Source organism: Streptomyces flavofungini (assembly GCF_014650815.1).
Taxonomy (GTDB): domain Bacteria; phylum Actinomycetota; class Actinomycetes; order Streptomycetales; family Streptomycetaceae; genus Streptomyces; species Streptomyces flavofungini.
Window position 1 is genome coordinate 1 of sequence record NZ_BMVR01000031.1, and the last position, 23,257, is coordinate 23,257.

Below are 23,257 nucleotides of genomic sequence, written 5' to 3' on the forward strand. Positions count from 1 at the left end.
ACGTGCAGACAGGCCGACAGTCTCATGATCAGCAGCTTTTGTTAGAGCCAGTAAGGGCTTCGCCGGTGCCCGGGTGTCGGAGATCGCCCGCCGCGCCGGGGTGAACCAGCAGCTCATCTCCTACTACTTCGGCGGCAAGCAGGGCCTGTACGAGCAGCTCGGCCACCGCTGGAGGGCCCACGAGGCCGAAGCTATCCCCGCCGACACGCCCCTCGACGAAATGATCAAGAGGTACGTGCAGGCGGCCGCCGACCCCCGCCTCGGCGGCCGCCTCCTCGCCTGGGCGGGCCTCGCCGACACCGGCGAGGACGGCTCGGAGGCACACGAGCGCAACGCGTCACTGCGCCAGGAAGTCGAACGACTCCGGGAACGGCAGCAGAGCGGCGAACTCGACGAGCGGCTCGATCCCGCCGCGCTCCTGCTCATCCTGATGAGCGCGGCCAACGCCCTGGCGGTCTATCCGCAGTTGGCGCGCGGCCTGTTCGAAGCGGACGCCACCGCACCCGAGGTCGTGGAGCGCTATGCCGCCCAACTCGCCCAGCTGATCCAGCACCCCGCGACGCAAGGCCATGTGGACGGCGGCGAGACCTGATACGACGAAAGGGACGCAGCCTCCAGCTCCCGTGTATGAGTGGGTGGTGCTGTGGCAGTGGGTTGGTCGGCAGCGGGTTCTGATGTGGGGGATGGTCTGTTGACCAGCAGGGTCGTCGGTGGTGACTGCTGGATCTTGGCTGTCATGGGGTGACCATCTGGCTGCTATGGCTTGGGAGTTCGGCTGTCCGTGTCCCGCACAGACCGCACGGACTATCTGCACCAGACCCAGGAACTGGTGCCTGAGGGGGCAGAACAGGATCACATGAGCAGCGCATTCACTGACTTCGAACGAGAAATCGGTGAGTGCACGCGCCTTGGTCCCGGCCGCTGGCCACGCGTCACGGACCGATCTTGTTCTGCCCGTCTCAGGGCGTCACTGCGACGTGGTGAGTCATAGTCAGAGCCGGTGGATCGGGCCGCGTCGAGGCGGCCCGATGCATCCTGATCTTGTTGTTGTTCTCGTGTGCCGGGCGACATCACGCAGGCTTACTGGGGCCCGCTGGTTGACCGTCGACGCCTCCTGCACCGGTGATGGGCACCTGCGGGAAAGGGTCACTCGGCTTGGCTGGACCGAGGCTGTTCTTCAGGGGCGGCTGGCTGGGCGGGAGCATCGGGGGCGGTGTAGAACACCGACGTACCCTGCTTGCTGCGCTGGGCCCGGTTCTTGGCCACCAGATTCTCGAGTGTGGTGCGCACGACGGTGGTCTTGATACCGCGGTCGGGGTGAGCCTGACCGAGGTCGGTGGCGATTTCCGCTGCGGAGCGCGGTTCGCTCTGCACGGCGAGATGACGGGAGATGAGCTCGACCAATGTGGGCTCGGCGGCCTTGACAGCCGCGGGCTTGCGGGCCTGCTTTCCCCCCGTCGCGCGGCGCTGCGGTGAACCGGCCTGCCTGGTTGCCGACTGCTTGCTTCTGCTGGCGGCGGCTGAGGCCTTGCCTCGGGGAGCGGGCACCACGCTGGCCCCGTCCGGTGCTTCATCGGTTGCGGCGGGCGGGGTCGCAAGCTCCAGGGCCTGACGGATATTGGTCAGCACGGTGTGGTCATGGTGCAGGGCAGCCAGCTGCTCCTGCAGGGAGTCGATCTCCGCACGGATACGTTCCTGTTCCTTGACGTTGCGTTCCAGATCGCTGCTCACTTGGGTGGCGTACTGGGATGCCAGCGCCGTGGGAGTGCTCACGGTCTCGGTCATGGTGTCGGCCCCTCTTCTGCTTTTCGGCCGTGGCAGCGGTCGGCGGACGGTGCCACGGCGACGCCCACACACCTTTCGGGCAGGTGGTCCGTGTGGCGGTGACAATAGCCCCTGTTCAGGGATTTGGTGTACCGGTCGCAGGGGCGAGGTGAGGCCAGTTGTGCGGTTGGCAACGGCTGGTGCGCGCCTGGAAGTTCGCAGACTGGGCTGCAGTCCGACCCATGAGGGTTGCGGCCAGAGCACTCTGCAGAACTCACGGTTGCGGTGCCCGGATGTGAGGCGGCTGCAGGCTGAGGATCCTGCCTGCAGCCGCCACCCCGGCAGTGTCGTGTGCCCTTGTGGGGAGACCGTCAGTCAGCCGCCTCGATCACTTCGATGTCGACTCCGTACCGTTCCCGCACATCGTCCACAAACTCCTGCTGTCCTCGTGCCGGAAGCGAGCGTCGCCACCAATGACTCTCGTCGGGCTGTACCACCGGGCCGTTCGTCAGGACTGTTCGGAACCCGTCGTCGATACGGGAGAGTTCGGCTGAGAACCACGAGCACTCGGGCAGTGACTTCACCACCGGATCATCGACAGCGTCCTGCAACAGCTCGCGGATGGACAGGTCGTTGAGGTATTCGGAGACGTCGAAGTCGTAGCCCTCCGCGCACAGCTTCACCACTTCTTCCCAGCCTCGCAGGGCAGCCCCGGGGAGCGGGGGATTGGCCCGCCCCGTTGCCCGGGCCACCCGTTGGAATTGCGAGGCCAGATCACCTTCACGTGGTGTCACTTGAACTGCTCCCAGAAGTACTGCATCGGGTCCTTGTGCGGGCGGAAGAAGTGGAGATGCTTCCGCCGGAGTTCATGTAGCCAAAGTAGCCCGTGCCGGGATCCACCCGGAGGAAGGAGCCAGGCGTCTTGCCCGGCATGTGCTCGCCGGGGGAGTTCCCCGTCCAACTGGGCGCCTGCCGGTGGGCGAGGGCGCTGAGGAGGTTCGCGAGCGGGCCGGGGAGACAGATGGGGGGCAATCAAGGATGAGGGCGGGGTGGTCGTCCATCGCGGACAGCGCGTTGATGGGGAGCGCTGCGATGCGGGTGAGGTGCTGGCCGGCCGCGCCGTGGCGCCGGATCGTCGTACGGCTCACACCGTAGGCGTCGGCCGCCTCGTTCTGGTCAGCACCGGGCGTCTCGTGCTCATCCCCATATCCTCCCCGCCCGCCGCCGCGCCCGGCAGAGGCCCACCGCCTCCCGCACAGGCGACAGCGGACCGACCTGCTGTGGTCGGCTCTCGAACGGCCCCGCCCACCGAGATGGGCGGCCCGGTACGCCGCTTGGAACCGCAGTGGCAGGCGAGCTATCCCCGCTCGCCACGGTGAGAGCAAGCCCCGCTTACCGCAGCACCGGACGTGTGTCACACCCCGGCGTCACGCAGGACGTCGTCGCTGTGTGGAGGCTTGCGCACACTCAGACGAGCAGTCGGCCTGTGGTGAGGCGGCGCAGGTTGCCTGCAAAGACCGCGGTGCGTTCGTGGGGGGCGAGGTCCATGCGGTGCACGTCCGCGATGGAGGACCGGATGTACCCGGGTCCCTTTTCGGGGTCGTAGGGGCTGTCGGAGGCAAAGAGGACTCGCTCGGGGCCGAAGAAGTCGAGGGCGCAGCGCAGGGCGTGCGGGGCGCCGAAGAGGGCGGTGTCGGCGTAGAACATCCGGAAGTAGTCGAGTGGCCGCTTGGAGAGCGGTGGTCCTTCGATGTCGGCTTGCTGCTCGGGCGGGGTACGGGAGCCGAGCTGGTCCCAGCCGGGGCCGACGCGTCCGGAGAAGTGCGGGATCATGCTGCCGCCGTGGTGGATGAGCAGCTTCAGCGACGGGTGGTGTTCGAGGATGCCGCCGAAGACGATGCGTGCCATGAAGGCGGAGAGGTCGTACTCCCAGCCGAGGGTCCACCAGATCTCGTAGCGGGAGCGTTGCTCGGCGGGATAGTCGGGCCAGGTGGCGTTGCGGCAGGGGTGGACCTGCACGAGGACGTCCAGCTCGGCGGCGCGGGCCCAGAACGGTGCGAAGCGGTGCTCGTCCAGGGGGTGGCCCCGCACGTGGGTGTAGATCTGTACGCCGACGGCACCCAACTCGCCCACAGCTCGGTCGAGTTCGGCGACGGCGGCGTCCACGTCGGTGAGGGCGACCGCGGCGCTGAAGCCCGCGAACCGGTCCGGGTGCCTGGCGGTCAGGTCCGCCAGGGCGTCGTTGGCCATCCGGACGTACTGGACGGCGGAGCGGGGCGTGCCGAAGTCTTCGGGGGGCGGCGCGGCCAGGTTGATCAGCTGGCGGTAGCCGGGGAACTCGTCCATCTGGCGGAAGCGCACGTCGAGGTCGACAAGGGCGGGGATGTCCATCACCCGGCGGCGGAGATTGGCCAGGGCGGGAACGTGGTCGAGGGCGAAGAGCTGGTCGGCACAGGTTCTGGGGAGGATGTGACAGAAGGCGTCGATCTTCTCGTCCGTCGGCTGTGGGTCGGCAGCGGCCGCGGGGCGGGGTGCGGTGGACGTGCTGGTGTGGTCGGTCACGGGCTTCCTCTCGCGGTGGTGGAGGGGGTGCGCGGGGAGTTGTGGGTCACGGGGCGGGGGCCGTGGATTCGCGCGGTATGAGGGTGGGGGCGTGCACGAGCGAGCGGACGGGACGCTCCTGCCTGATCCGCAGCAGCATGTCGACCGCGCCCCGTCCGATCTCCCGCAGCGGTACGCGCACGCTGGTGAGGGGGATCGGGAGCCGGGCGGCCAGCGGAGTGTCGTTGTAGCCGACGACGGACAGGTCCCGGGGGACGGCAAGGCCGTGGCGGCGAGCGGCGGCGAGCGCGCCCACCGCGGTGTTGTCGTTCACCGCCACCAGTGCGGTGGGGCGTTGCCCGTCCGGCAGTGCCAGTAGTTCGGCCGCGGTGCTCTCGCCGCTCTCCATCGAGAAGTCCGAGTGGCGTACCAGACGATCGTCCACGTCGACGACCGCTTCGGAGAGTGCCTCGCGCAGGCCGGTGACGCGGCCCAGGGCGTTGGAGGCGTAGGGCGGCCCTGCGATCATCCCGATCCGCCGGTGTCCCAGGTCCAGGAGGTGGCGAGCCGCCAGGTAGCCGCCGAGCCGGTCGTCGCCCAGGACCGCGGGGCTGTGGCCGTCGGTGCGCAGCGCCAGCACGAAGGGAGTGCCGTCCGCGGCCAGTTCGGACAGGAAGCCGCCGGGGCTGTCGAGCCGCGCGGTGGCGAGGATCAGCCCGTCCACCCGGCGACTGAGCAGCAGTCGGCCGATGGCCGTCTCTGCTTCGAGGTCGTCGTGAGTGGTGGCGAGGAGCGCGTCGAGGCCGTGGTCGCGGCAGGCCTCGGCGATCTCTTCGTAGAGCATGGCCATCACCGTGCCGGTGATGCTGGACATGACGACGCCGATCGTGCGGGTGCTCTGCCGACGCAGGTTGGCCGCGGCCGGGTTGGGGGTGTAACCGAGCTGTGCGGCGATCTGTTTGATCCGGGCCGCGGTGTCGCTGCGGGAGAAGGGGTGCCGGTCGTCCAGCGCCCGGGAGACGGTGGACGGGTTCACTCCTGCCGCGCGCGCCACGTCGGTCATGGTCGGGCGACGGCCCGTGCCTCGACGGGGCGGGGGCGGGGTGTCGGTCGTTTCGGGCATCAGCCAACTCCCTTGCGTGCAGGGGACGTTCGTACGTGTACGGGTTGACGGGTTCACGTCGGTGACCCCACTATACATACGAACGCGCAAACGAATGCACAACTGGCGGGCCTGAAAGGGGAATTGAGAGTCCGGTCGCCGGTCGAGCCCGTCCCTGAACACATGGAGGTGTCCAGCATTGCCCCCTTCATTTCTGTCGCGTCCCAGAAGTCCCGACACAGTCCGACCACCGCGAACCGGGGCGGTGCGCAGGTCCCGCTCCGTGGCGGCGGCCCTGGCTTCGGTGGTGCTGGCGGGCCTGCTCACCGCCTGTGGGAGCGGGGACGGCGGCTCCGAGCGTTCCTTCACCGTCGCGTTGACCGAACCCGACATCACCTCGGTACCGCTGATGGAAGCCGTGGACCAGGTCCGTGCCGCCGGTTATGACGTGACGATCGAGGAGACAGCGGAGCCGGAACTTGCCGTCGAGGGCCTCATCCGCGGCGACTACCAGTTCTCGGCCGAGGCCACCGGGCCGGCCCTGATGGCCATCTCGCGGGGTGCTCCGGTGCGCATCGTCGCCGACATGGTGGGCAATCAGTGGGCCGTCTACGGCGATGCCCGCGCCGACGACTGCGGCGACCTCGACGGCCGAGCCTTCGGCATCTTCAGCGAGGGCGCCATGGCCACCGCCATGGTGCGCCAGTGGATCGAGGAGACCTGCCCCAAGGGCGCCCGCCCCCAGTACCTGACCATCGGCGACTCGGAGACCAGGGCACAGGCACTGCTGGCCGGGGAGATCACCGCCACCGCCCTGGAGCAGAGCGACGTCGCCCACCTGGCCAAGAGCGCCAAGGGCAGGTCACTGAAGCGCCTGGCCGACTTCCGCCAGGTCTTCCCGGGGCTGCACCCGCAGACCGTGTACGCCGACGCGGACTACCTGGAGCAACACCCGAAGCCCGCCCAGGCACTGATCGACGCACTCATCGACGTACAGCGGAAGATCAACCAGCGACCGGGCCATCTCGCCGGGCTCATCCGCGAGCACCTGCCCGACACGTACTCCGAGGACACCGTCGAAGACATCGCCGCCCCCTACGTCGAAGCGAAGCTGTTCAACGCCGGCGCACTCACCCCGGAAGGCGTGCAGGACACCATCGACTTCTTCGTGGACACGGGGGCCATCAAGCCGATGGACGTCGCCGACGTGGCCGATCTCAGCTTCGTGGACCGCAACCGGCGGAAGAAAGGCGGCACCTCATGACCACCGCCGGTCCCGCGCCCCGCTCCCGCCCGCCCGGCCGGATACGGCGGCTGCTCGGCACCGACCTGCCGTACCAGATGCTGACGCTGCTGGTCGTCGCCGCCCTGTGGGAGGGCTACGCCCGCACGCACGAGAGCATCCTGCTGCCCACCTTCACCGAAACCGCTGCAGCCACCGTCACGTTGCTCGGCGAGGGCGAGCTGTGGCGGGCTGCCTGGCTCAGCAATCAGGCCCTCGTCCTCGGATTCCTCATCGCTGTCGCCCTGGGCGTTCCCGCCGGACTCCTGCTCGGGCGATTCAGCGCAATCGAGCGCTACACGGACGTCTACCTCAGCATCCTGCTGGTGACTCCCATGGCCGGGATCATTCCGCTCCTTGTGATGTCCGTGGGATTCGGCCTGGCCTCCCGCGTCATCCTGGTGGCGCTGTTCTCCGTGGTCATGGCCGTCACCAACGCCCGCGCCGGCATCCGCCAGATCGACGCCTCGCTGATCGAGATGAGCCGCACCTTCGGCGCGAGCGAGGCTCAGATCTGGCGCCGCGTCCTCATCCCCGGCGCCATGCCCGCCATCATGACGGGCGTCCGGCTCGCCCTCGGACGCGCCGTCACCGGAATGGTCATCGTGGAACTCCTCATGGTCTCCGTCGGCTACGGCGGCCTGATCCTCACCTACCGCAGCCACTTCGACGCGCCCGCACTCTACGCGGTGGTCGTCATCGTCCTGTCCGAAGCCGTCCTGCTGATCTCGGCGGCCCGCTGGATCGAACGGAAGATGACCCCCTGGGCCACGTCCCACCACTCACCCAGGAGCACTGCATGATCGAGATCACGAACCTCACCAAGCGGTTCACCGGCAACCGGGGCGGGACGGTCCACGCACTGAGCGAGGTCGACCTCACCATCGCCGACAACGAGTTCGTGACCGTGCTCGGGCCGAGCGGCTGCGGCAAGACGACCCTGCTGCGCGCCCTCGCCGGTCTGACCGGCTGGGACGAGGGCGACATCCTGGTGGACGGCGAGCCCGTGCGCTCGCCCGGGCCCGAGCGGGCCATGGTCTTCCAGAACTTCGCCCTGCTGCCGTGGGCCAGCGTCCTGGACAATGTGGCCTTCGGCCTCGAACTGCGCGGGGAGGCGCGGGGCCGGCGCCACGCCACGGCCCGCGAACTGATCGGGCTCGTCGGACTCGACGGCTTCGAGGACCGGCTGCCGGGCGAACTCTCCGGCGGCATGCAGCAGCGCGTCGGACTCGCCCGCGCCCTGGCCGTCCAGCCCCGCGTCCTGCTCATGGACGAGCCCTTCGGCGCCCTGGACGAGCAGACCCGCCGCATCCTCCAGCAGGAACTCCTCACGATCTGGGAGCGCCGACGCCTCACCGTCGTCTTCATCACCCACAGCATCGAAGAAGCGGTCCTGCTCGGCGACCGCGTTGTCCTGATGAGCCCGCGGCCCGGCCGCATCGCCGAGACCGTCCCCGTGGACATTCCTCGGCCACGCTCCTTCGACCTCCACGGCCTGGGCCGTACCGAGGAGTTCACCACGCTCACCACCCACCTGTGGGAGCGCCTGCGCAGCATGCACCCCGACACGCATCCCGACACGCACCCTGACCGCGCCGGAGCCCGCCGATGACCCCCCGCCGCGGCCCGTCGGCCCTCCTGCCCCCGCTGAGCGGACTCCTCTGCGGCGCGGTGCTGTGGGAGGCCGCCTCCCGCATGGCCGACGCCGCCTTCCTTCCACCTCTCACCAAGGTGCTCGCCCGGCTCGCCGAACTGACCGCCGCCGGGAAGATTCTGCCCAGCCTGCTCTCCAGCGTGATCAACCTCGTGCTGGGCCTTGCCATTTCGCTGGCCGTCGGCCTCACCCTGGGCACCCTCATGGGCCGCTACCGCGCAGCGGAGGCCGCACTCGGTATCTACATGTACGCGCTGCTGACGGCACCCTCTCTAGTCTTCGCCCCGGTGTTCTTCTCCCTTTTCGGGCCGGGCCGCACCTCCATCGTGGCTGTGGTGGTGATGTACTCCCTGTTCGTCATCGTCATCACCACCGCCTCCGCCGTGCGTGGCGTTCCCGCTCAACTCCTCGAGATGGGACGGGTCTACGGCGCCGGCGAGCGGCAACTCTTGTTCAAGGTCGTGCTGCCCGCGGCGCTGCCCATGGCCATGGCCGGTATCCGGCTCGGCGTCGGCCGAGCCGTCGCCGGAATGATCAACGGTGAGATGTTCATCGCCGTCGTCGGTCTCGGCCAGATCCTCACCGAAGCCGGCGGCAGTTTCGACAGCACCACCGTGCTCGCCATCCTCCTGGTCGTCGTCACCGTCGCCCTCGTCGCCATCGGCATCACCCACTGGGTCGACCGTCGTCTCAACGGCTGGCTCCCCGAAACATCCCGCACCTGAGACCCGCGCACCGTGCTGGCCGCACCGCATTTCTTCCGGGAGACCAGCGCGGTCAGTTGGACGCAGCTCTTTCGAAGGGGTGGCCCCACCGGCGCAGGCCTGCCGGCGGGCCGGGGCAGGGCGGCGAGCCGGTGGAAGGCTGCGGTGAGTTCGTGTTTCTAGGGCCAGGTGGCGGAGATCCGCAGGTGGAGGCGGCGACCGCCGCCTGAGCGCCGCGCCTCTGCCCGACCACGACCTGAAAGACCTCGGAGACCCCGGCCACGGCGTCGGGACCCTGTCATGCCCACGGAACGAAACCGCCCTACCCACCACCCAGTTGACGACCAAAGTCGTCATCACGGGCCAAGTGAAAGCGGGAGGTTAACGCCCTCTCAAGGACCCACCAGGACCTCCACCCGATCTGAGGCCGGCGCCGAAGCCCCGCCGGGTCGTCCGCTGGATCATGACGACCCCCGAGCACCTCGCCGAGACCGACGCAGCTGGGCTCAAGGAGATCCGGACCGCCTGCCCCGAACTCGATGTCGCCGTACGTCAGGGTCCGCGACTTCGCCACGATGATGCGCGATCACCACAGTGACCTCTTGCCCGCCTGGCTGGACCGGGTCGTCGCGGACGGTCTGCCCACCCTGCACTCCCTCGTCAACGGCCTGCGACGCGATATCGATGCCGTCTCCGCGGCCTTTTCCGCCTCCTGGAGTTCAGGCCAGGTCGAAGGCCACGTGACACGCGTCAAGCTCTTCAATCGCTTGGGATTTGGCCGGGCCAACCTCGATCTCCTCCGCAGACGCGTACTCCACAGCCCTTGATCTTTCCAATGCCGCAAGATCGCTGACAGAGCCGAAATGCGAAGGGTGCGGATCCTCTGAAGTGACGGTCGGGGGGTGGTCTGAGCTGGGAAGACGCTGATTGCGGTGTGGTCGGTTCTGTCGTGCTCTTACCGTGGCGTAGTGGAGGTGGGGCGCCATGGTGTCGTTGCCGGAAGAGCTTCAGGCACGTGAGGCCGCGGCTCGGGCGCGGGTGGAGGAACTCCATTCTGAGGCAGCGGAGTTGGCCGTCCGGCTGGAGGAGGCGCGGGAAGATCTGTTGCGGCTGGAGATCACTAGGGAGACCGTCGCGAAGGTGCTGGCGGAGTTGTCGGCGGCGGATAGTGAGACTGAGCCGGACGGGCCGACGGAGCGTGTGCCGGATCCTGAAGGAGCGTCGACGCCGCACGGAGTCGGGGTGATGATGGTCCCGCCATGGCGTCAGGGCCTGGTCACGGAGGTGTTGCCGGATGTCTACCGGGACATCGTTGCTGACGCTCCGGGCCCGCTGCAGGCCAAGCAGATCGTGCCGCGGATCGGCCTGCCGACGACGACCGGGAAGATCGAGGGGACGAGGGGGCAGCTGAAGCGGCTGGTGGAGCGGGGCTGGCTGGACGAGGACGCGCCGGGACAGTTCACGCTCGCCCGCCACGGTCCGGGCCGCGAGGGTGCCAACTCCCGGTGACCAAGGGGCTCTTCTCCGTAGATTCAGAGGTGTCAACCAAACCGAATCGAAGGGCAGAAGAAGAGCCCCAGATGGAACCGTACGACGCCTTACCCGAGCCTGATCCGTACTCTGCCTCCCGTGATGCCTTCGAACGCCTCGTCTCGACGCTGGCCGACGCTCCGGCGCCACGGGCCTGGCCCACGACGAACTGGAGCTGCTGCTCGAGCATCAGGGGCGGGAACTGCTGCGGCAGTTGATGCAGGATCACCTTGATCAACGGGCCGACAACGAAGAAGAGTCAGCACGCGCTGACGCGGGACGCAGGGTGGTGCGTGGGCCGGAAGGACTGGCGCGGCCCTGGCGGGAGAGCGGCCACGGCCGCTGGTTGACCTGCGTGTTCGGGTCGGTGCGGGTGACTTGCCTGGCCTGGCGCGGTCGGGGTGTGGCCAACGTGCACCCGGCGGACGCGCAACTGTCACTGCCCGCCGGACGGCACTCGCGAGGACTTGCCCGCCTCGCGGTCCTCGAGGCGGTCCGCGGCTCGTTCGACCAGGCCGCCACCGCGATCGAGCGGCGGTGCGGGAAGGTGCTGGGCAAGCGTCGTCTCAAGGAGCTGGTCACCGAGGCGGCCGTCGAGATCGCCGTCTACTATGCGGTGAAGATCCCCACCCCGTCCACCCGCGAGATGCCGCTGGTCATCCAAGTCGACCAGAAGGGCGTGGTGATGCGGCCCGAAGCCCTGCGCGAGGCCACCCGCCGAGCCGCTGCCAAGGCCGCTGCGGCCGGTCGACGCGGGCGTCTGGCCCCGGGCGAGAAGCCCAACCGCAAGCGCATGGCGACCGTCGCTGTGGTGTTCGACGCCGCTCCCGCCCCGCGCCGACCGCACGACATCGTCCATCCGCCCGGCGGCCGCAGCAAAGACCGGCCGCCGCGGCCGGGCCTGAAAGCCGAGCGGAAATGGTGCACCGCCTCACTCATCCGCCCGCCCGAGCAGGTCATTGCCGACGCCTTTGCCCAGGCCGAGGCCCGTGACCCGCAGCACCTGCGCGAATGGATCATGCTCGTCGACGGCGCCCGACACCAACTCGACCTGATCCACGACGAAGCCGCCCGCCGTGGCGTCCGCCTGAACCTTCTGCTCGACTTCGTGCACGTCGCCGAGCACTGCTGGACGGCCGCACATGCATGTCATCCGGTCGGTAGCCGCGAGGCCGAAACCTGGGCCGCAGACAAACTCACCGAGATCCTCGCCGGGCACGCCGAGCGCGCCGCCAACGAGATGACCACGCAGGCCGCAGCCGAACAGCTTCCCGCCGCCCGTCGTGACGCCGTCACCACCTGCCATCGCTACCTCACCGGCCACCTCGACCAACTTCACTACGACACCGCTCTCGCGGCCGGTTGGCCCATCGCCACCGGCGCCGTCGATGGCGCCTGTCGGCATCTGATCGCCGACCGCCTCGACATCACCGGTGCCCGCTGGGGACTCGAAGGGGCCGAAGCCGTCCTCCAACTCCGCACGTTGATCGATAACGGAGATTTCGACTCCTACTGGCACCTGCATACCGATTGCGAGCACCGACGCCTCTAGCCTGTATCCGGCCTGCAGGAATACGAACTCACCGCGTGATCAGGTACCTTCCGCCGGACGAACCGCGGCCACTTTCGGTAGGGCATGTCCGTACGGGAACCTGTCAACTTTGCTGCCAGACCAGGGTGTATCGCCAGAACAGACGGCGTCGCAGCCGAGCGCCGGGCAGAACTTGGCGAGCCTCGCCGACGATCTCGCTGAAGCTCATGACCGCGGGGCGGGTCGGGGCTGTCATGGAGACTGGCCGTGATGCCTTGCGCCCCTTGTTCTTGATCCAGGCCATGGCGGCATTCATCGGAATCGCGGCGGCCCCGAGAAGATGATCGCCGGGTGACTGCGCACGGGAAACTCCAACGACCACCAGGGTTCCGCCGGGTGCCAGGTGCTCGCGGAAACGGGCAAGAGCATCGGAGAACGGCACATGGTGGACGGCGGCAACGCAGGTGATGACGTCATAAAGGCCAGGCGGTATATCGGTCAGCGCGTCTCCGACCGTGAAGGTTATCGGGGCAGTCGGCGCGGTGAGTTCCCGCGCTCGAGTAACGATCGTGGGGTCGACATCGAGAGCCTGGACTGATCTGGCACGGGCAGCCAACAGTCGAGCCAGGTCACCACTACCGGACCCGACGTCGAGGGCCTCACCGAAGCGCCCAGGAAGCTGACGCAGGATCCACCGGTGGTAATGGGCGTTGTGGTCCCACGGGTATACAGCGTGAAAGCGGTCAAGTGCTCGTATTACACGGGACAGCAGCGTCGTCATGGCGCAAGTCCACCATCCCCGGTCGCCAAGCGCCGTTCCTCGGCCACCACGGCAGAGACGAGCTGGACCGCGCACGCCCAGTCAGCGTCCAGGCTTCACTTCAGAGGAACCGCACCCTTCTAGTAATCGACCTTCGAGCCTCGTCGGGCGATGCAGGGGGTGTTCTTGTCATGGCAGTCCGTTGCCTGAGTGATGAGGGCCGGGGCCGGGATGGCAAGGTCGCGAAGTGCGTCAGGCAGGTGCCAGGAGGAGCTCGGCCCCACCCCGCTCAACCCGACCTTCACCGTGGAGGCCATGCTGTGGGCGAAGCCGTGACATCCGGTCTCCCCGTCGGCCGCTGCCGGAGTGATCGGTCCCTTTTCCCCGCCGGAAGGATCCCCCGTGCATCAAGAACGCCATCGAAGGACACAGCGACGAGACGGCCAGCCGACCTTCGTCCTTGTCCACGGCATGCACAGCAACTCCTACTCCTGGTCGCCGGTCCTCCAGCAGCTCGCTCTGCTCGGCCACCGGGCGCTGGCCGTTGATCTGCCGGGCCATGGCATGGGCGCTCCCTTCCCTCTCTCCTACCAGGCACCTCAGGGTCTGGAGGCGTTCTCGGCACAGCCCTCGCCGCTGGCCGACGTGACCTTGGAGGACAACGTCGCCCACGTCGTAGAGGCGGTCCGCCAGGTCGCGGAGTACGGGCCGGTGGTCCTGGTGGGGACCAGCGGAGGCGGGGCAACCATCACTGGCGTGGGCAACGCAGTGCCCGATCTGGTCAGCCGGATCGTGTACGCCTCGGCGTGGTGCTGCGTCGAGTTGCCGAGCGTTGCCGACTACCTGGAGACCCTGGGGATCAAGGATGTTGCCTCGTCCCTGGTCAACTGGCGGTCGGCCGACCCTCAGTTCCTGCTCGCTGCCAAGGAGAGCCTGATGGCCGACGCGACGGACGAGCAGTTCCGGGCTGCTCTGAACCTCCTCGAACCCGCCGACTCCGCACAGGTCCTCACCGCCGACGCCCGCGGCCGGGCAGACGCCTGGGGACGGATCCCCCGCACCTACATCCGCTTCTCCCGGGACCGGGCGATCCCGCTCGCCATGCAGGACCGGATGATCGCCGAAGCGGACGCGCTGGTGCCGGAGAACCCTTTCCAGGTCCACACTGTGAACACCTGCCACATGGGCATCCAGCTACGCCCCGGTGAGGTGGCCGGGATCCTCGACACTATCGCGTGACACAGTCATGGGCCTCATCCCACGACCGACGACGTCGGGCCCCAGGGCCGCGCGACGCAGAGCGCAGCGAGCGCCCAGAGGGAGCGATGCGCCCACGGCGTCGCCACCGGCAGTGGCTGAGCCGGATGGTCGGGCGCTGGGCTTCGTCACTGACAGTGAGAGTTCCCGGCGGCCAGATGACTCCCCGCCACGGGACCGTGGGTGGGGAAATCCAACTGGCCGCCGACAGCCTCAGCGCCACACCCGACGGGTCCAGACCTCAAGCCTCACCCCGAGGGCCTCCCCATGCTCATCACCCGAGGAACTCCAACCAACCAGACGAAGACAGTCAGTCGGCCAGCCGAGACGGCCGACCGGAACCCCCGCCGACCGCCCGCTCTCCCACTCCCAGAGCCGACCAGCACCGGCCGACGCACCCGACCGGACACCACAGCTTCTCCCAGGAACCCGTCCGTCCTCCGGCCGCTCCTCCTCGCCGCCGTGTGCGCTCTCGTCGGCCGCACCCTGCTCCTGCGCCCGAACGCCGACCCGGTACCCCGGAGCGGCTCCACACCGCCCACCCCGGCGCCGCGCGACACACCCTTGGAGCTCACCGAACCCTCCCGCCCGAAAGCGGGCCCTCACACACATCCAGCGCCCGCGCCCTGGCCGACTGATCCGGCCGAGGTCCCCGTCCCCGGCGACGGACCGGCCGGAGACCACGCCGTCCAACGGCTCCTGGACCACGCCGCACCAGCCGACCTGCCCCACGCAACGGAGAAGCACCTCGTCGCCCTCGCTTCCCGCGTCCTGCGCGCCGAAGCCACCGGCACCGGACGCGAGCACTGGCCCCGCTACTTCCCCCAGCAGCAGCTCCGCGCCCCCTACCAGGACGTCCGCATTCAGGCTGGGACCGCCCGCCGCGTCGATGGGCATCGCGACCGAGTCCGCGTCCGTCTGGTCTGGGCCGGCACCGATCCCGCTGGCCAGGCTCAGGACGGACGAACCGCCCAGGTGCTCCTTGCACGCGGGCCAGCTGGTTGGCGACCCACACGGTGATAGCCGTCAATGTCCGAGATGCGGGTAATAGGGGAGGGGACGCGCACTGGTGGCGTGGAGGAACTCGCAGTCCATCCCGCTGGCCGGGCCTGCGGCAGAAGCGCCATCCAGGCGACCTTCGTGCCTCGACCTCGCTATCAATCCAACCTTCGGAAGGGCCCTCCCCGAAGACGCCGTCCTGCGCCCGGGGAGTCCGTGTTGCCGGGCGGCGGTTCGCCCTGGCTCGGATCCGCAGGCGGCTTCTCGTGCTTATCCATGTCCAGGTCTCCCTTCCGCGGGACAGCCAACGAGCCCACGAGGTCGTGCGCAGTGGCGCGGGCGACCCGACGCCGTTCACGAAGCCTCCCGGGAACCCGGGGGTCGGCTTGATCGTTCTCCGGGTGCGCGGCGTACGCCGGAGTGCGCCTCGCCGGCACACACGAGGAACGTGAAGGAGAGCGTGCATGGCCCCCACCCCCGTAGTACGACCCGCCACGGAACGGGACGTGCCCGGTGCCGTCCGGACACTCGCCCATGCCTTCGCCGACTATCCGTTCACCCGGCACGTCGTCGCGGCCGACGGGCACGACGAGCGGGTGCGCCGCTTCCAGGAGCTGTTCCTGACCCGGGTCGGCCTTCGGTACGGGCGGACGTGGGTCACCGACGACGCGCGCGCCGTGGCGGTGTGGACCACTCCCGAGTGGGACCCGGCGCCCGGATTCGCCCAAGTGGGGTCGTTGATCGACGAGTTGGCGGGGGACCGCGCGCCGGCCTTCGCCGCAGCGCAGCGCGCCCTCGATCCGCACCGGCCCAGCGAGCCGGTGTGGTTCCTCGCGACCGTCGGCGTGGCCCCGGACGCACAGGGCCAAGGGCTCGGCGGCGCGGTGGTCGCGGCCGGGCTCGAAGCGGCGGACCGCGCCGGGCACCCGGCATTCCTGGAGACCTCGAGCGAGCGGAACGTGAGGTTCTATGAACGCCTGGGCTTCACCGTGACCGCGGAGGTCGAGCTGCCCGACGACGGTCCCCGTACGTGGTGCATGCGCCGCGAGCCTAGGACGCAGGGCTGACCGTCTCCCGCGTCAGGCATCCTGAAGCGTCGCTACGCCGCCTCGATTCCGCTGCCTGCCCATTGACGTGAGCCGTACGCTGGCGAGACCGGCACCGCCAGACGAGGGGGCAGCATGGACATCCCAGACGACCTCAGCATCGGCGAACGGATCCGTGTCCTACGCGAGTCGCGCGGCATGTCGCGCCCCGGCCTCGCGCAGCTGTGCGGGCGGGGCCCTGACTGGCTGAAGAAGATCGAGACCGGTGAACGCGAACTCGACTCCCACACCCTCCTTATGCGGCTGGCCGCCGCGCTTCAGCTCTCGGACCTCTCCGTCCTCACCGGGCGCAGTGACGGCCCCGCACAGCCCGTCCCACTGGGCCGTCTCTCCCATCCCGGCCTGCCTGCCATCTGGTCCGCCGTGATGAACAGGCCGCTCAGTTCCCCCGCCGCACCCGTGCCGCCTGTCGACCCTGCCGTGCTGCAGGGCAGGGCCGATCAGTCGTGGCGTCTGTGGCACAGCAGCAGGCGCAATCGCACGGAAGTCGGCGCCCTCCTACCGGACTTGATCCGCGACGGCGAGGCCGCGGTGCGCGCCCTCGATGGCAGCGCGCGGCGTGCCGCGCTCGTGGCGCTCTCTGACATCTACCGCCTGACCGGGCAGGCCACCGCCTACATTGCCCCCGCGGAACTGGCCTGGGTCGTCGCCGACCGAGCGCTCGCCGCCGCCCAGGATGCCGACCAGCCCGCCGCCGTGGCGGCCGCGGCCTGGAACATGGGCAACATCCTGCGCGAGACGAGCTACCCCGAAGAGGCCCTGCGCGTCGTCACCGAAGCCGCCGGCCTGCTCCGCCCCCACCTCGACGATGCCCCCGAGGACTGGCGCGGCCTGTACGGCGCGCTCCAACTGCACGCCGCGGTCACGGCCGCACGCGAGGCCCGCGAGGGAGACGCCTGGCGCTTCTGGGACAAGGGCGACCAGGTCGCCAAGAGCCTCCCCGCCACCTACGTACATCCCTCGACGGTCTTCGGCCGGGCCAACGTCGACTTCCACGCCGTCTCGGTCGCGACCGACCTGAAGCTGTCCGCGCGCGCCATCGGGCTCGCGGATGACCTCGACCCCGACACCATGCCGAGCACCGAACGGCGGGCCCGCCTGTGGGCCGAGGTCGCGCGCGGCCATCTTCAGCGCGGCGACCGCACCGCCGCCCTGCACGTCATGCAGATGGCCGTCGAGATCAGCCAGGAGACCGTGGCCTACACCCCGACCGCCCGCGGCGTCGCCGCCGACCTCTGGCGCTTCGCGCCACGCGCGATGCGCAAAGACGCCGGCCGACTCGCAGAATCCGTAGGCGTGATGACCGCAAGCTGAAGAGGGACAGTCAGGGACAGGGGGACAATCTGTCCCCCTTCTCTCGTCCCCTGGCCCCTACGGTGACCCCCTCACCGATACAAGCCAGGGGGATCACCATGCCGCTACCCGCCCGACTGCACGCATCACCCCGCCGAGACGCCCCGGTCGATGTCGACGCGGGGACCGGCGAGGTGCGTGTGCCGCTCTCCTTGTACTCGCTCGATGAGCACCAGGGGGACATCGAGCTCGTGCTGTCCAGGGGAGAGGGAGCGGCGCTCCTGGATCGCCTTGCCGCGTACCTGCACCCACGACCGCAGGCGGTGGGGTGATGAACGCACTCGACCGCGGCTCCATCGTCGAGTGGCTCACCATGGCCCACCCGGTCCCGCGTCAGGCCGCATCGGAATGGGCCAACCACGGGATCGCGCTCTTGCCACTCGGTGAGCGCTTCGACGCCATCCGCGTCCCGGGCCGACTCCTCCACGCCGCGCTCGGCAGCGACCAGGCGGACGTGGTGGAGCAGGCCCTCGACGACTGGCTGCACGGCCCCGTCATCTGCGATACCCGCACCGGGAGCGGCTGCTATTACGTGCTGGTGGCACCGGACGCCGCGTGCGAAGGCTGCGGCGACCGGCTCAGCACAGGCACGTACCTGGCCGTGCCACGCATCGGAACACAGGTCTCACCGGTCACGTACTGGGCCGTGCCGCCCCAGCGACGCGGGCACTTGTGTAATCCCGCGCACCTCGAGGCGTTGCTGTCCACGGCCGAGACGCTGAAGGCGATCGAGCCGTGACCACCACCGACCACGCCGCGTCGCGCGCAGATGAGCTGTACGGGCTCCTCCTCCGTCACATCGATGTCTGCCAGGCCTGCAACGCCATGGAGGACTGCGTACAGGGCACCCGCCTGCGCCGCGCCCTGCGCCGAGCCCGGAAGGGGACGCCGCGCTCATGACGCTGCGACACGTTCACTCTGACTCCAGATGGTTGGGCGCGGCGCGCGCCGTACACGAGCGGCCTCCGGCACCACGTGACGCGATGCCGGACGTGCCCGCGGTGAGAGAGCCCGGCGACTCCATCCGGTGCGTCCGGTATGGGGGACGGGAGGGGAACTGCGACTGCGTCTTTCCGCAGGTCTCTGCCAAGAGCTCGCCCTGAGACTTGGCCTGCGCCTCGCTCGATGCCATGGCGTGGAGGTGCCGTCGGCCTGTGTCCCGCGAATTTCGGTGGCTGCGATGGCAAATGCACTGGTAGAACCGGTGGATGGGAGTGTGGACCGATGCCTTCATCGCACCCGCCGAGCCGAGCCTGCTGCCCTTGGAGGCCTTCGGCCGACTCGTAGTCGATCTGGGGCGCGAGCGTGTGGTGCACACGCCGTGGGCGCTGCTCGCCGGCACGCTGTGTGCCAATGCCAGTCTCAACTGGGGGAGTGTGAGTGGACAGGCACGCTGGGACCAGCCACCAGTTGGCACCGTGCTGCGTTCCGAGAAACTCCCCGAACCGTTCCGGCGCGCGAAACCGCCGCCGTGGGGCGACTCCCATGAGGACGCCCAGCTTTTGGCGCGCGGCGAGGCGATCCTCGACGTTCTCCCGGCCCTCAAGAATGCCCCTTACGCGGAGCAGGACGTCGCCGTGATCTTCGACCGGCTCGACTTCGGCAACAAGTCGATCGCCGACCACGTCTACTTCGAAGACCACCGCACCATGCTGGCCTGCTACGCCCTGGCACGACCGCAGCACCGGCCTTTCGACGCACACGATGGCTCGGAGCCGGGCGGCCCGGTCCACCCGGTGCAGACCTGCATCGTGCACACGTTCAAACACGCGATGGAGGAAGGCCCCGCGCCGGCGCTCGCTGCTCTGGCTGCTCGCCACTTCGGCCCCGGTGTGGTCACTGGTCAGACTTGGGGTTGAGCTACGGGCATCTCCGTTCAGAGGTCGTTTTCTCCCGGGATGAAACACCGGGAGAAGACGACCTCTCAGTGGCTTTGTTCATGAGTTCCGACAGCAGATGTTCACCAGTTTGGATGGCGCTATCGGCCGTCACTGTTCGATTTGGCCGATGGCTGATGGCCCTCGCGGGAGGCCACGTTGGGTTGTGCCGGTACGCGTGTCGGCCGAGGCAAGTAGCTCGTTACGATCATGGCTCTCGCTTCGCTGATCAGGGGGCCTTGTGACGACGAAAGGCCCCACGCCACCATGGCTCACCGCTTGCATGACCCTGCCTCGTCCCGGTTCGGCGATTCCTGCCTGTCCCCGGAGCCGCCCGCGGTCCATGCGAAGGTGCTGCGGGACGAACTCGTATCGGCGGCCGAGTGGGTCGCCCAGTACCTGAACGAACTGCCCCAGGGCCCGGTGAGCCGTCCCCTGCCTCCGCAAGAGCGGTCCCTGCTGCGTGAGGGACGGCTCCGGCAGCGGGGCGGGGAGTTCGACAGCGTGCTGGACTTCGTGCGCAACGAGATCGCACCGTACCCGACCGGGAACGGGCACCCCGCGTTCTTCGCCTGGATCAACTCGCCGCCCGCACCGGCCGGGATCATCGCTGAACTGCTGGCCTGCGCCATCAACGCGACCTGCGGGATGGGCGAGAGCGCCCTGATGGACCTGGAACGTGGCACCGTGCGCATGCTCGCCGACCTGGCGGGCCTGCCCGACGGCGCGGGCGGGGTGCTGACCAGTGGCGGCTCCATGGCCAACCTGCTCGCCCTGGCCACGGCCCGAACCTGGTTCCTCACCCGGCGCGGCTCCGGCACCGGACCCGACTTCGACCGCGACCACGCCCGCCTCACCCTCTACTACAGCGCCCAGGCACACATGTCAGTCGCCAAGGCGGCCGCCTGCATCGGTCTGCCCGCCCACCGGCTGCGCCCCGTCGCCACCGACACACACGACCGGCTGGACCCGGCCGCGCTGCGCGCCGCGGTCACCGCCGACCTGGACGAGGGCCTACTGCCCTTTTGCACCGTCACCACACTGGGCACCACCGCCACGGGCGCCGTCGATCCGCTCGAACCGGCAACGGACCTGTGCCGGAGCGTGGGGATGTGGCACCACGCGGACGGGGCCTGGGGCGGACTCGGCGCCGGCGTGCCGGCCCTGGCACCCCGATACGCGGGCGTCGGCGGCGTCGATTCACTGACCGTGGACCCTCACAAAACCCTGAGCGTGCCGGTGGGGTGCGGGGCACTGCTCGTCCCGAACCCCGAGCACCTGCACACGGCCTTCGCCCACCAGGCTTCCTACCTCACCGCCGGTGAACCGGATGCGCTGCAGTGGCTGTCCCATGCCACGATCGAGCTGACCCGCCCCGGCACCCGGGCCCTTGGCCTGTGGGCCACCCTGCACCACCTGGGCCGCGACGGCGTCACCGGCCTGATCGAGCACTACCTGGCCCTCGCTGACCGGCTGCGCGAGCGGATCACCGCCGAACCCCGGCTTCAACTGCTGGCAGGCGGCCCGTGGCCGGTAGCCTGCTTCCGGATCACCGATCCGGACGGGGGCGACCCGGATGCCCTGCATACCCGCATCGCCCGCCGCGTCCAGGACAACAGACGCGCCTACCTCGCCACCGTCGCCGTCCACGACCGCACCGTCCTGCGCGCCGCTCTGTGCAACTACCGCACCACCACCGACGACCTCGAACTGCTCATTCGTGAAGTCCTCCACGCCGCCGACGCCGAACAGTCCGCCGCCGGGACTGATCAACCACCGCAGCATCGGTGACCGTCGGCCGGCAGCCGTCGACGCCGAACCACCGCCCGCCCCGCCTGTTCGAATCCGTCGGCCACATGGCGCTGTCCGAGCTGGTGAACATCTGCTGTCGAAACTCGTGAGCAGAACCATCTCAGCGCACCGTGCGTGACCAGTCCTGCATTCGGCACCGGGAAGCTACCGGCCGATCGGGAACATGAGGTCCAGAGACAGCGAAGGCCGGTCCGGTCGCGGAGAGGGATGGGCAGGAGTCAGTGCGTGAAACGCATCATGGCCGCGAATACGGGGGAGTCGGGGAAGGGCTGCTGTTCGCTGATCTTCTCGTATCCCCACCGCTCGTAGAGGGTCTGGACCTTCCCGTCGCCCGCTCGTGGATTGACCAGCAGGGTCACCCGCTGTTCGCCGCGGCCTTTCTGCAGTTCTTCGTGGAGCTGGTGGGCGATGCCGGTTCCGCGTCATTTGCGGCGTACGACGATTTCGTTCAGGGCGAGGGTGCGGGTGCCGTCCTCGTCGGTGTATCCCTCGGGGCAGGGGTGTGGTCATCGCTGTCCACCAGCGGGTGCTGGGGCCCGGCGGCGTGCAGTAGGCGAAGCCGATGGGTTCGCCGGCCGCGTAGCCGACGATGGCTTCCCAGCCCGGTGCTGAGCTGTGGCCGGACAGCCGCTGGTTGAACCGGGCTGCGCTGTAGAAGTCACCGACGAGTCCGAAGTCGCGCTGGCGCACTTCGACATGGATGTCCACGAGGGTCTGCCGGATCTCTTCGACATCGCGGTAGTGGCGCAGCTCGACGGTCACGTGGGAATGCCTTTCTGTCGGACGTGGTCGGCCCATGCTCGGGCCGCGGGTTCGGCAGGCGCAAGATCGGCAAGGCGTGTGGTGAAGACCCGCACGAGTCCTCCGGTGCGCCCGCGCCAGGCATCTGGGGGGATGCGCCATGCGGAGTCGACGGCTGCTTCGAGCGCTTGTTGTTCGAGAGGTCTGGCCGGAGCAGTGCGAGGTTGTGGTGGGCGTGGGCTTCGGAGGCGGCCCAGCCGCCGAGGGCTGCGTGGGCGATGAGTGCCAGGAGCTCCAGTTCCGCTTGGTCGTAGAACCGCATCCACGGCGGCTGCGGGGCCCGTGGGTCGGCGCGGGTGAGGGCGTCTTGGGCGTGTCCGAGGCTGCGCTTGACGGAGTTGTGGTCGCGCAGGTCTCCGTGGTGGACGGCGGTGCGGGCGTGGGCGAGTGAGGCGTAGAGCGGGTCGCGGCGAAAGATGCTGGTGGAGCGGGCGGCGTCGTCGGCGGCCAAGGCGTCGGTGTAGCGGCCGAGGTGGCGGTAGAGGGCTCCTGCGTGGCCCCATACGCGGAACTGGATCGCGGGGTCGGCGGAGAGGCCTGCGAGGGTGACGGCCTGTTGCATGTGCTGTTGGGCGGCGTCCAGGCGGTGGCCGTCGATGGCGGCCCACATGGCGGAGGAGGCGAACGCGGCGGCCAGGGAGTACAGATGTTCGCGCACGCGGGAGGTGGCGGTGCCGCGCTGCTGCAGGGCAAGGGTCTGACGTGCGAGCTGACTCGCGCGAGTCTCGACGGTCTCGGTGCCTCCGTGCCGGTCGTCGGATGCCACGACGGCGCCGAGCTTCGCGGTGAGCCGCTGCACATCGCTCATACCCACACGGGAGCGCGACGCTCCGGCGACGGCGGGGGTGGCCGCGGAGAGTGCCCCTCCGGCGGCGGCGGTGACGAAACGGCGTCGGTGCACGGACGGGTCCTCCTTGCTACGGCCGGTGTGCCGTTCAGGGACGACGAAACCTAATGCCGCGGGGGTTCGTCCGGTGACGGCCTGGAGCGCGGTCCGCTGGACGGACTGCGGCCATCTGGTCTCGCCCGATCGCCACTTGTGCACGGTCCGCTCGGTGACGAGTCCCTGGCGGCCGGTCAGTTCCCGGAGGAAGTCGTTGAGGGCATCCACCAGCTCACGGGTGCCGTTCTTACTGGCTCTAACAAAAGCTGCTGATCATGAGACTGTCGGCCTGTCTGCACGT

22 protein-coding genes and 2 pseudogenes are annotated in these 23,257 nt (G+C 69.1%); 16 read left to right on the forward strand and 8 right to left on the reverse strand.

Going from position 1 to position 23,257, the window contains the following annotated elements; all coding sequences use genetic code 11:
- Window positions 1–58: 58 nt before the first annotated feature.
- A pseudogene (locus tag IE274_RS38360) lies at window positions 59–145 on the forward strand (TetR family transcriptional regulator); the annotation flags it as partial.
- Between the two features lie 48 nt (window positions 146–193).
- Window positions 194–592 carry a hypothetical protein gene (locus IE274_RS39935; RefSeq protein WP_373305812.1) on the forward strand — a complete coding sequence of 133 codons (399 nt, stop codon included), beginning with the start codon at window positions 194–196 and terminating at the stop codon, window positions 590–592.
- Between the two features lie 554 nt (window positions 593–1,146).
- On the opposite strand, the gene IE274_RS38365 is transcribed toward IE274_RS39935, so the two are convergent.
- From IE274_RS38365 to IE274_RS38380, 4 genes are all read right to left on the reverse strand, one after another.
- A complete protein-coding gene (locus tag IE274_RS38365) occupies window positions 1,147–1,785 on the reverse strand; it encodes a hypothetical protein (RefSeq protein WP_190120583.1) in 639 nt (212 codons plus the stop codon).
- 350 nt (window positions 1,786–2,135) lie between these two features.
- Window positions 2,136–2,558, reverse strand: coding sequence for a hypothetical protein (locus IE274_RS38370; protein ID WP_190120584.1), 423 nt, complete (start codon window positions 2,556–2,558; stop codon window positions 2,136–2,138).
- Between the two features lie 673 nt (window positions 2,559–3,231).
- Window positions 3,232–4,326, reverse strand: coding sequence for an amidohydrolase family protein (locus IE274_RS38375; RefSeq protein WP_190120585.1), 1,095 nt, complete (start codon window positions 4,324–4,326; stop codon window positions 3,232–3,234).
- Between the two features lie 46 nt (window positions 4,327–4,372).
- Complete coding sequence (locus tag IE274_RS38380) at window positions 4,373–5,428, reverse strand: LacI family DNA-binding transcriptional regulator (protein ID WP_190120586.1); 1,056 nt, start codon at window positions 5,426–5,428, stop codon at window positions 4,373–4,375.
- 262 nt (window positions 5,429–5,690) lie between these two features.
- Between IE274_RS38380 and IE274_RS38385 the strand changes: the two genes are divergently transcribed.
- The 7 genes and pseudogenes from IE274_RS38385 to IE274_RS38415 all read left to right on the forward strand — a co-directional run bounded on the left by IE274_RS38385 (window position 5,691) and on the right by IE274_RS38415 (window position 12,129).
- Window positions 5,691–6,671 (forward strand): ABC transporter substrate-binding protein, encoded by a 981-nt coding sequence (locus IE274_RS38385; RefSeq protein WP_190120587.1) that lies wholly within the window; start codon window positions 5,691–5,693, stop codon window positions 6,669–6,671.
- Window positions 6,668–7,492, forward strand: coding sequence for an ABC transporter permease (locus IE274_RS38390; protein ID WP_190120588.1), 825 nt, complete (start codon window positions 6,668–6,670; stop codon window positions 7,490–7,492). The genes IE274_RS38385 and IE274_RS38390 overlap by 4 nt, the downstream gene beginning before the upstream one ends.
- Window positions 7,489–8,301 (forward strand): ABC transporter ATP-binding protein, encoded by an 813-nt coding sequence (locus IE274_RS38395; protein ID WP_190120589.1) that lies wholly within the window; start codon window positions 7,489–7,491, stop codon window positions 8,299–8,301. The genes IE274_RS38390 and IE274_RS38395 overlap by 4 nt, the downstream gene beginning before the upstream one ends.
- Window positions 8,298–9,068, forward strand: a complete 771-nt coding sequence (locus tag IE274_RS38400) for an ABC transporter permease (RefSeq protein WP_190120590.1) — start codon at window positions 8,298–8,300, stop codon at window positions 9,066–9,068. The genes IE274_RS38395 and IE274_RS38400 overlap by 4 nt, the downstream gene beginning before the upstream one ends.
- Before the next feature lie 518 nt (window positions 9,069–9,586).
- On the forward strand, window positions 9,587–9,874 hold the full coding sequence (locus IE274_RS38405; RefSeq protein ID WP_190120591.1) for a transposase: 288 nt from the start codon (window positions 9,587–9,589) through the stop codon (window positions 9,872–9,874).
- Between the two features lie 157 nt (window positions 9,875–10,031).
- Window positions 10,032–10,556 carry a hypothetical protein gene (locus IE274_RS38410; RefSeq protein ID WP_190120592.1) on the forward strand — a complete coding sequence of 175 codons (525 nt, stop codon included), beginning with the start codon at window positions 10,032–10,034 and terminating at the stop codon, window positions 10,554–10,556.
- A 71-nt stretch (window positions 10,557–10,627) separates the two neighbouring features.
- Window positions 10,628–12,129: pseudogene (locus tag IE274_RS38415) on the forward strand (ISKra4 family transposase).
- A gap of 103 nt (window positions 12,130–12,232) precedes the next feature.
- On the opposite strand, the gene IE274_RS38420 reads toward IE274_RS38415, so the two are convergent.
- Window positions 12,233–12,889 carry a class I SAM-dependent methyltransferase gene (locus tag IE274_RS38420; RefSeq protein WP_190120593.1) on the reverse strand — a complete coding sequence of 219 codons (657 nt, stop codon included), beginning with the start codon at window positions 12,887–12,889 and terminating at the stop codon, window positions 12,233–12,235.
- Between the two features lie 381 nt (window positions 12,890–13,270).
- On the opposite strand from IE274_RS38420, the gene IE274_RS38425 reads away from it, so the two are divergent.
- The 3 genes from IE274_RS38425 to IE274_RS38435 all read left to right on the forward strand — a co-directional run bounded on the left by IE274_RS38425 (window position 13,271) and on the right by IE274_RS38435 (window position 17,544).
- Complete coding sequence (locus IE274_RS38425; protein WP_229910105.1) at window positions 13,271–14,107, forward strand: alpha/beta fold hydrolase; 837 nt, start codon at window positions 13,271–13,273, stop codon at window positions 14,105–14,107.
- A 1,481-nt stretch (window positions 14,108–15,588) separates the two neighbouring features.
- Window positions 15,589–16,191 carry a GNAT family N-acetyltransferase gene (locus IE274_RS38430; RefSeq protein WP_190120594.1) on the forward strand — a complete coding sequence of 201 codons (603 nt, stop codon included), beginning with the start codon at window positions 15,589–15,591 and terminating at the stop codon, window positions 16,189–16,191.
- 114 nt (window positions 16,192–16,305) lie between these two features.
- Window positions 16,306–17,544, forward strand: a complete 1,239-nt coding sequence (locus IE274_RS38435; RefSeq protein ID WP_190120595.1) for a helix-turn-helix domain-containing protein — start codon at window positions 16,306–16,308, stop codon at window positions 17,542–17,544.
- Between the two features lie 125 nt (window positions 17,545–17,669).
- On the opposite strand, the gene IE274_RS38440 is transcribed toward IE274_RS38435, so the two are convergent.
- Window positions 17,670–17,864 carry a hypothetical protein gene (locus IE274_RS38440; protein ID WP_190120596.1) on the reverse strand — a complete coding sequence of 65 codons (195 nt, stop codon included), beginning with the start codon at window positions 17,862–17,864 and terminating at the stop codon, window positions 17,670–17,672.
- On the opposite strand from IE274_RS38440, the gene IE274_RS38445 reads away from it, so the two are divergent.
- From IE274_RS38445 to IE274_RS38460, 4 genes are all read left to right on the forward strand, one after another.
- Entirely contained in the window at window positions 17,855–18,322 is a 468-nt protein-coding gene (locus IE274_RS38445; RefSeq protein WP_190120597.1) for a hypothetical protein, read from the forward strand. The two genes, IE274_RS38440 and IE274_RS38445, sit on opposite strands and share 10 nt — an antisense overlap.
- A complete protein-coding gene (locus IE274_RS38450; RefSeq protein ID WP_190120598.1) occupies window positions 18,319–18,483 on the forward strand; it encodes a hypothetical protein in 165 nt (54 codons plus the stop codon). The genes IE274_RS38445 and IE274_RS38450 overlap by 4 nt, the downstream gene beginning before the upstream one ends.
- 308 nt (window positions 18,484–18,791) lie before the next feature.
- Entirely contained in the window at window positions 18,792–19,442 is a 651-nt protein-coding gene (locus IE274_RS38455; RefSeq protein WP_190120599.1) for a hypothetical protein, read from the forward strand.
- A 297-nt stretch (window positions 19,443–19,739) separates the two neighbouring features.
- Window positions 19,740–21,251 (forward strand): pyridoxal phosphate-dependent decarboxylase family protein, encoded by a 1,512-nt coding sequence (locus IE274_RS38460; RefSeq protein WP_190120600.1) that lies wholly within the window; start codon window positions 19,740–19,742, stop codon window positions 21,249–21,251.
- 239 nt (window positions 21,252–21,490) lie between these two features.
- Here the strand turns inward: IE274_RS38460 and IE274_RS39940 are convergent, their stop codons facing one another.
- Both IE274_RS39940 and IE274_RS38470 read right to left on the reverse strand, forming a co-directional pair.
- Window positions 21,491–21,631, reverse strand: coding sequence for a hypothetical protein (locus tag IE274_RS39940; protein WP_229910106.1), 141 nt, complete (start codon window positions 21,629–21,631; stop codon window positions 21,491–21,493).
- A 299-nt stretch (window positions 21,632–21,930) separates the two neighbouring features.
- Window positions 21,931–23,184 (reverse strand): NsdA family TPR-like regulatory protein, encoded by a 1,254-nt coding sequence (locus IE274_RS38470; protein WP_190120602.1) that lies wholly within the window; start codon window positions 23,182–23,184, stop codon window positions 21,931–21,933.
- Window positions 23,185–23,257: the final 73 nt, after the last annotated feature.

Bases quoted from the DNA above. Each gene is read 5' to 3' on its own strand.
- IE274_RS38365 (WP_190120583.1), bottom strand. From the start codon at position 1,785: ATGACCGAGACCGTGAGCACTCCCACGGCGCTGGCATCCCAGTACGCC.
- IE274_RS38420 (WP_190120593.1), bottom strand. From the start codon at position 12,889: ATGACGACGCTGCTGTCCCGTGTAATACGAGCACTTGACCGCTTTCAC.
- IE274_RS38445 (WP_190120597.1), top strand. From the start codon at position 17,855: ATGAACGCACTCGACCGCGGCTCCATCGTCGAGTGGCTCACCATGGCC.
- IE274_RS38435 (WP_190120595.1), top strand. From the start codon at position 16,306: ATGGACATCCCAGACGACCTCAGCATCGGCGAACGGATCCGTGTCCTA.
- IE274_RS38430 (WP_190120594.1), top strand. From the start codon at position 15,589: ATGGCCCCCACCCCCGTAGTACGACCCGCCACGGAACGGGACGTGCCC.
- IE274_RS38405 (WP_190120591.1), top strand. From the start codon at position 9,587: ATGTCGCCGTACGTCAGGGTCCGCGACTTCGCCACGATGATGCGCGAT.
- IE274_RS38395 (WP_190120589.1), top strand. From the start codon at position 7,489: ATGATCGAGATCACGAACCTCACCAAGCGGTTCACCGGCAACCGGGGC.
- IE274_RS38400 (WP_190120590.1), top strand. From the start codon at position 8,298: ATGACCCCCCGCCGCGGCCCGTCGGCCCTCCTGCCCCCGCTGAGCGGA.
- IE274_RS38380 (WP_190120586.1), bottom strand. From the start codon at position 5,428: ATGCCCGAAACGACCGACACCCCGCCCCCGCCCCGTCGAGGCACGGGC.
- IE274_RS38390 (WP_190120588.1), top strand. From the start codon at position 6,668: ATGACCACCGCCGGTCCCGCGCCCCGCTCCCGCCCGCCCGGCCGGATA.
- IE274_RS38410 (WP_190120592.1), top strand. From the start codon at position 10,032: ATGGTGTCGTTGCCGGAAGAGCTTCAGGCACGTGAGGCCGCGGCTCGG.
- IE274_RS38455 (WP_190120599.1), top strand. From the start codon at position 18,792: ATGGGAGTGTGGACCGATGCCTTCATCGCACCCGCCGAGCCGAGCCTG.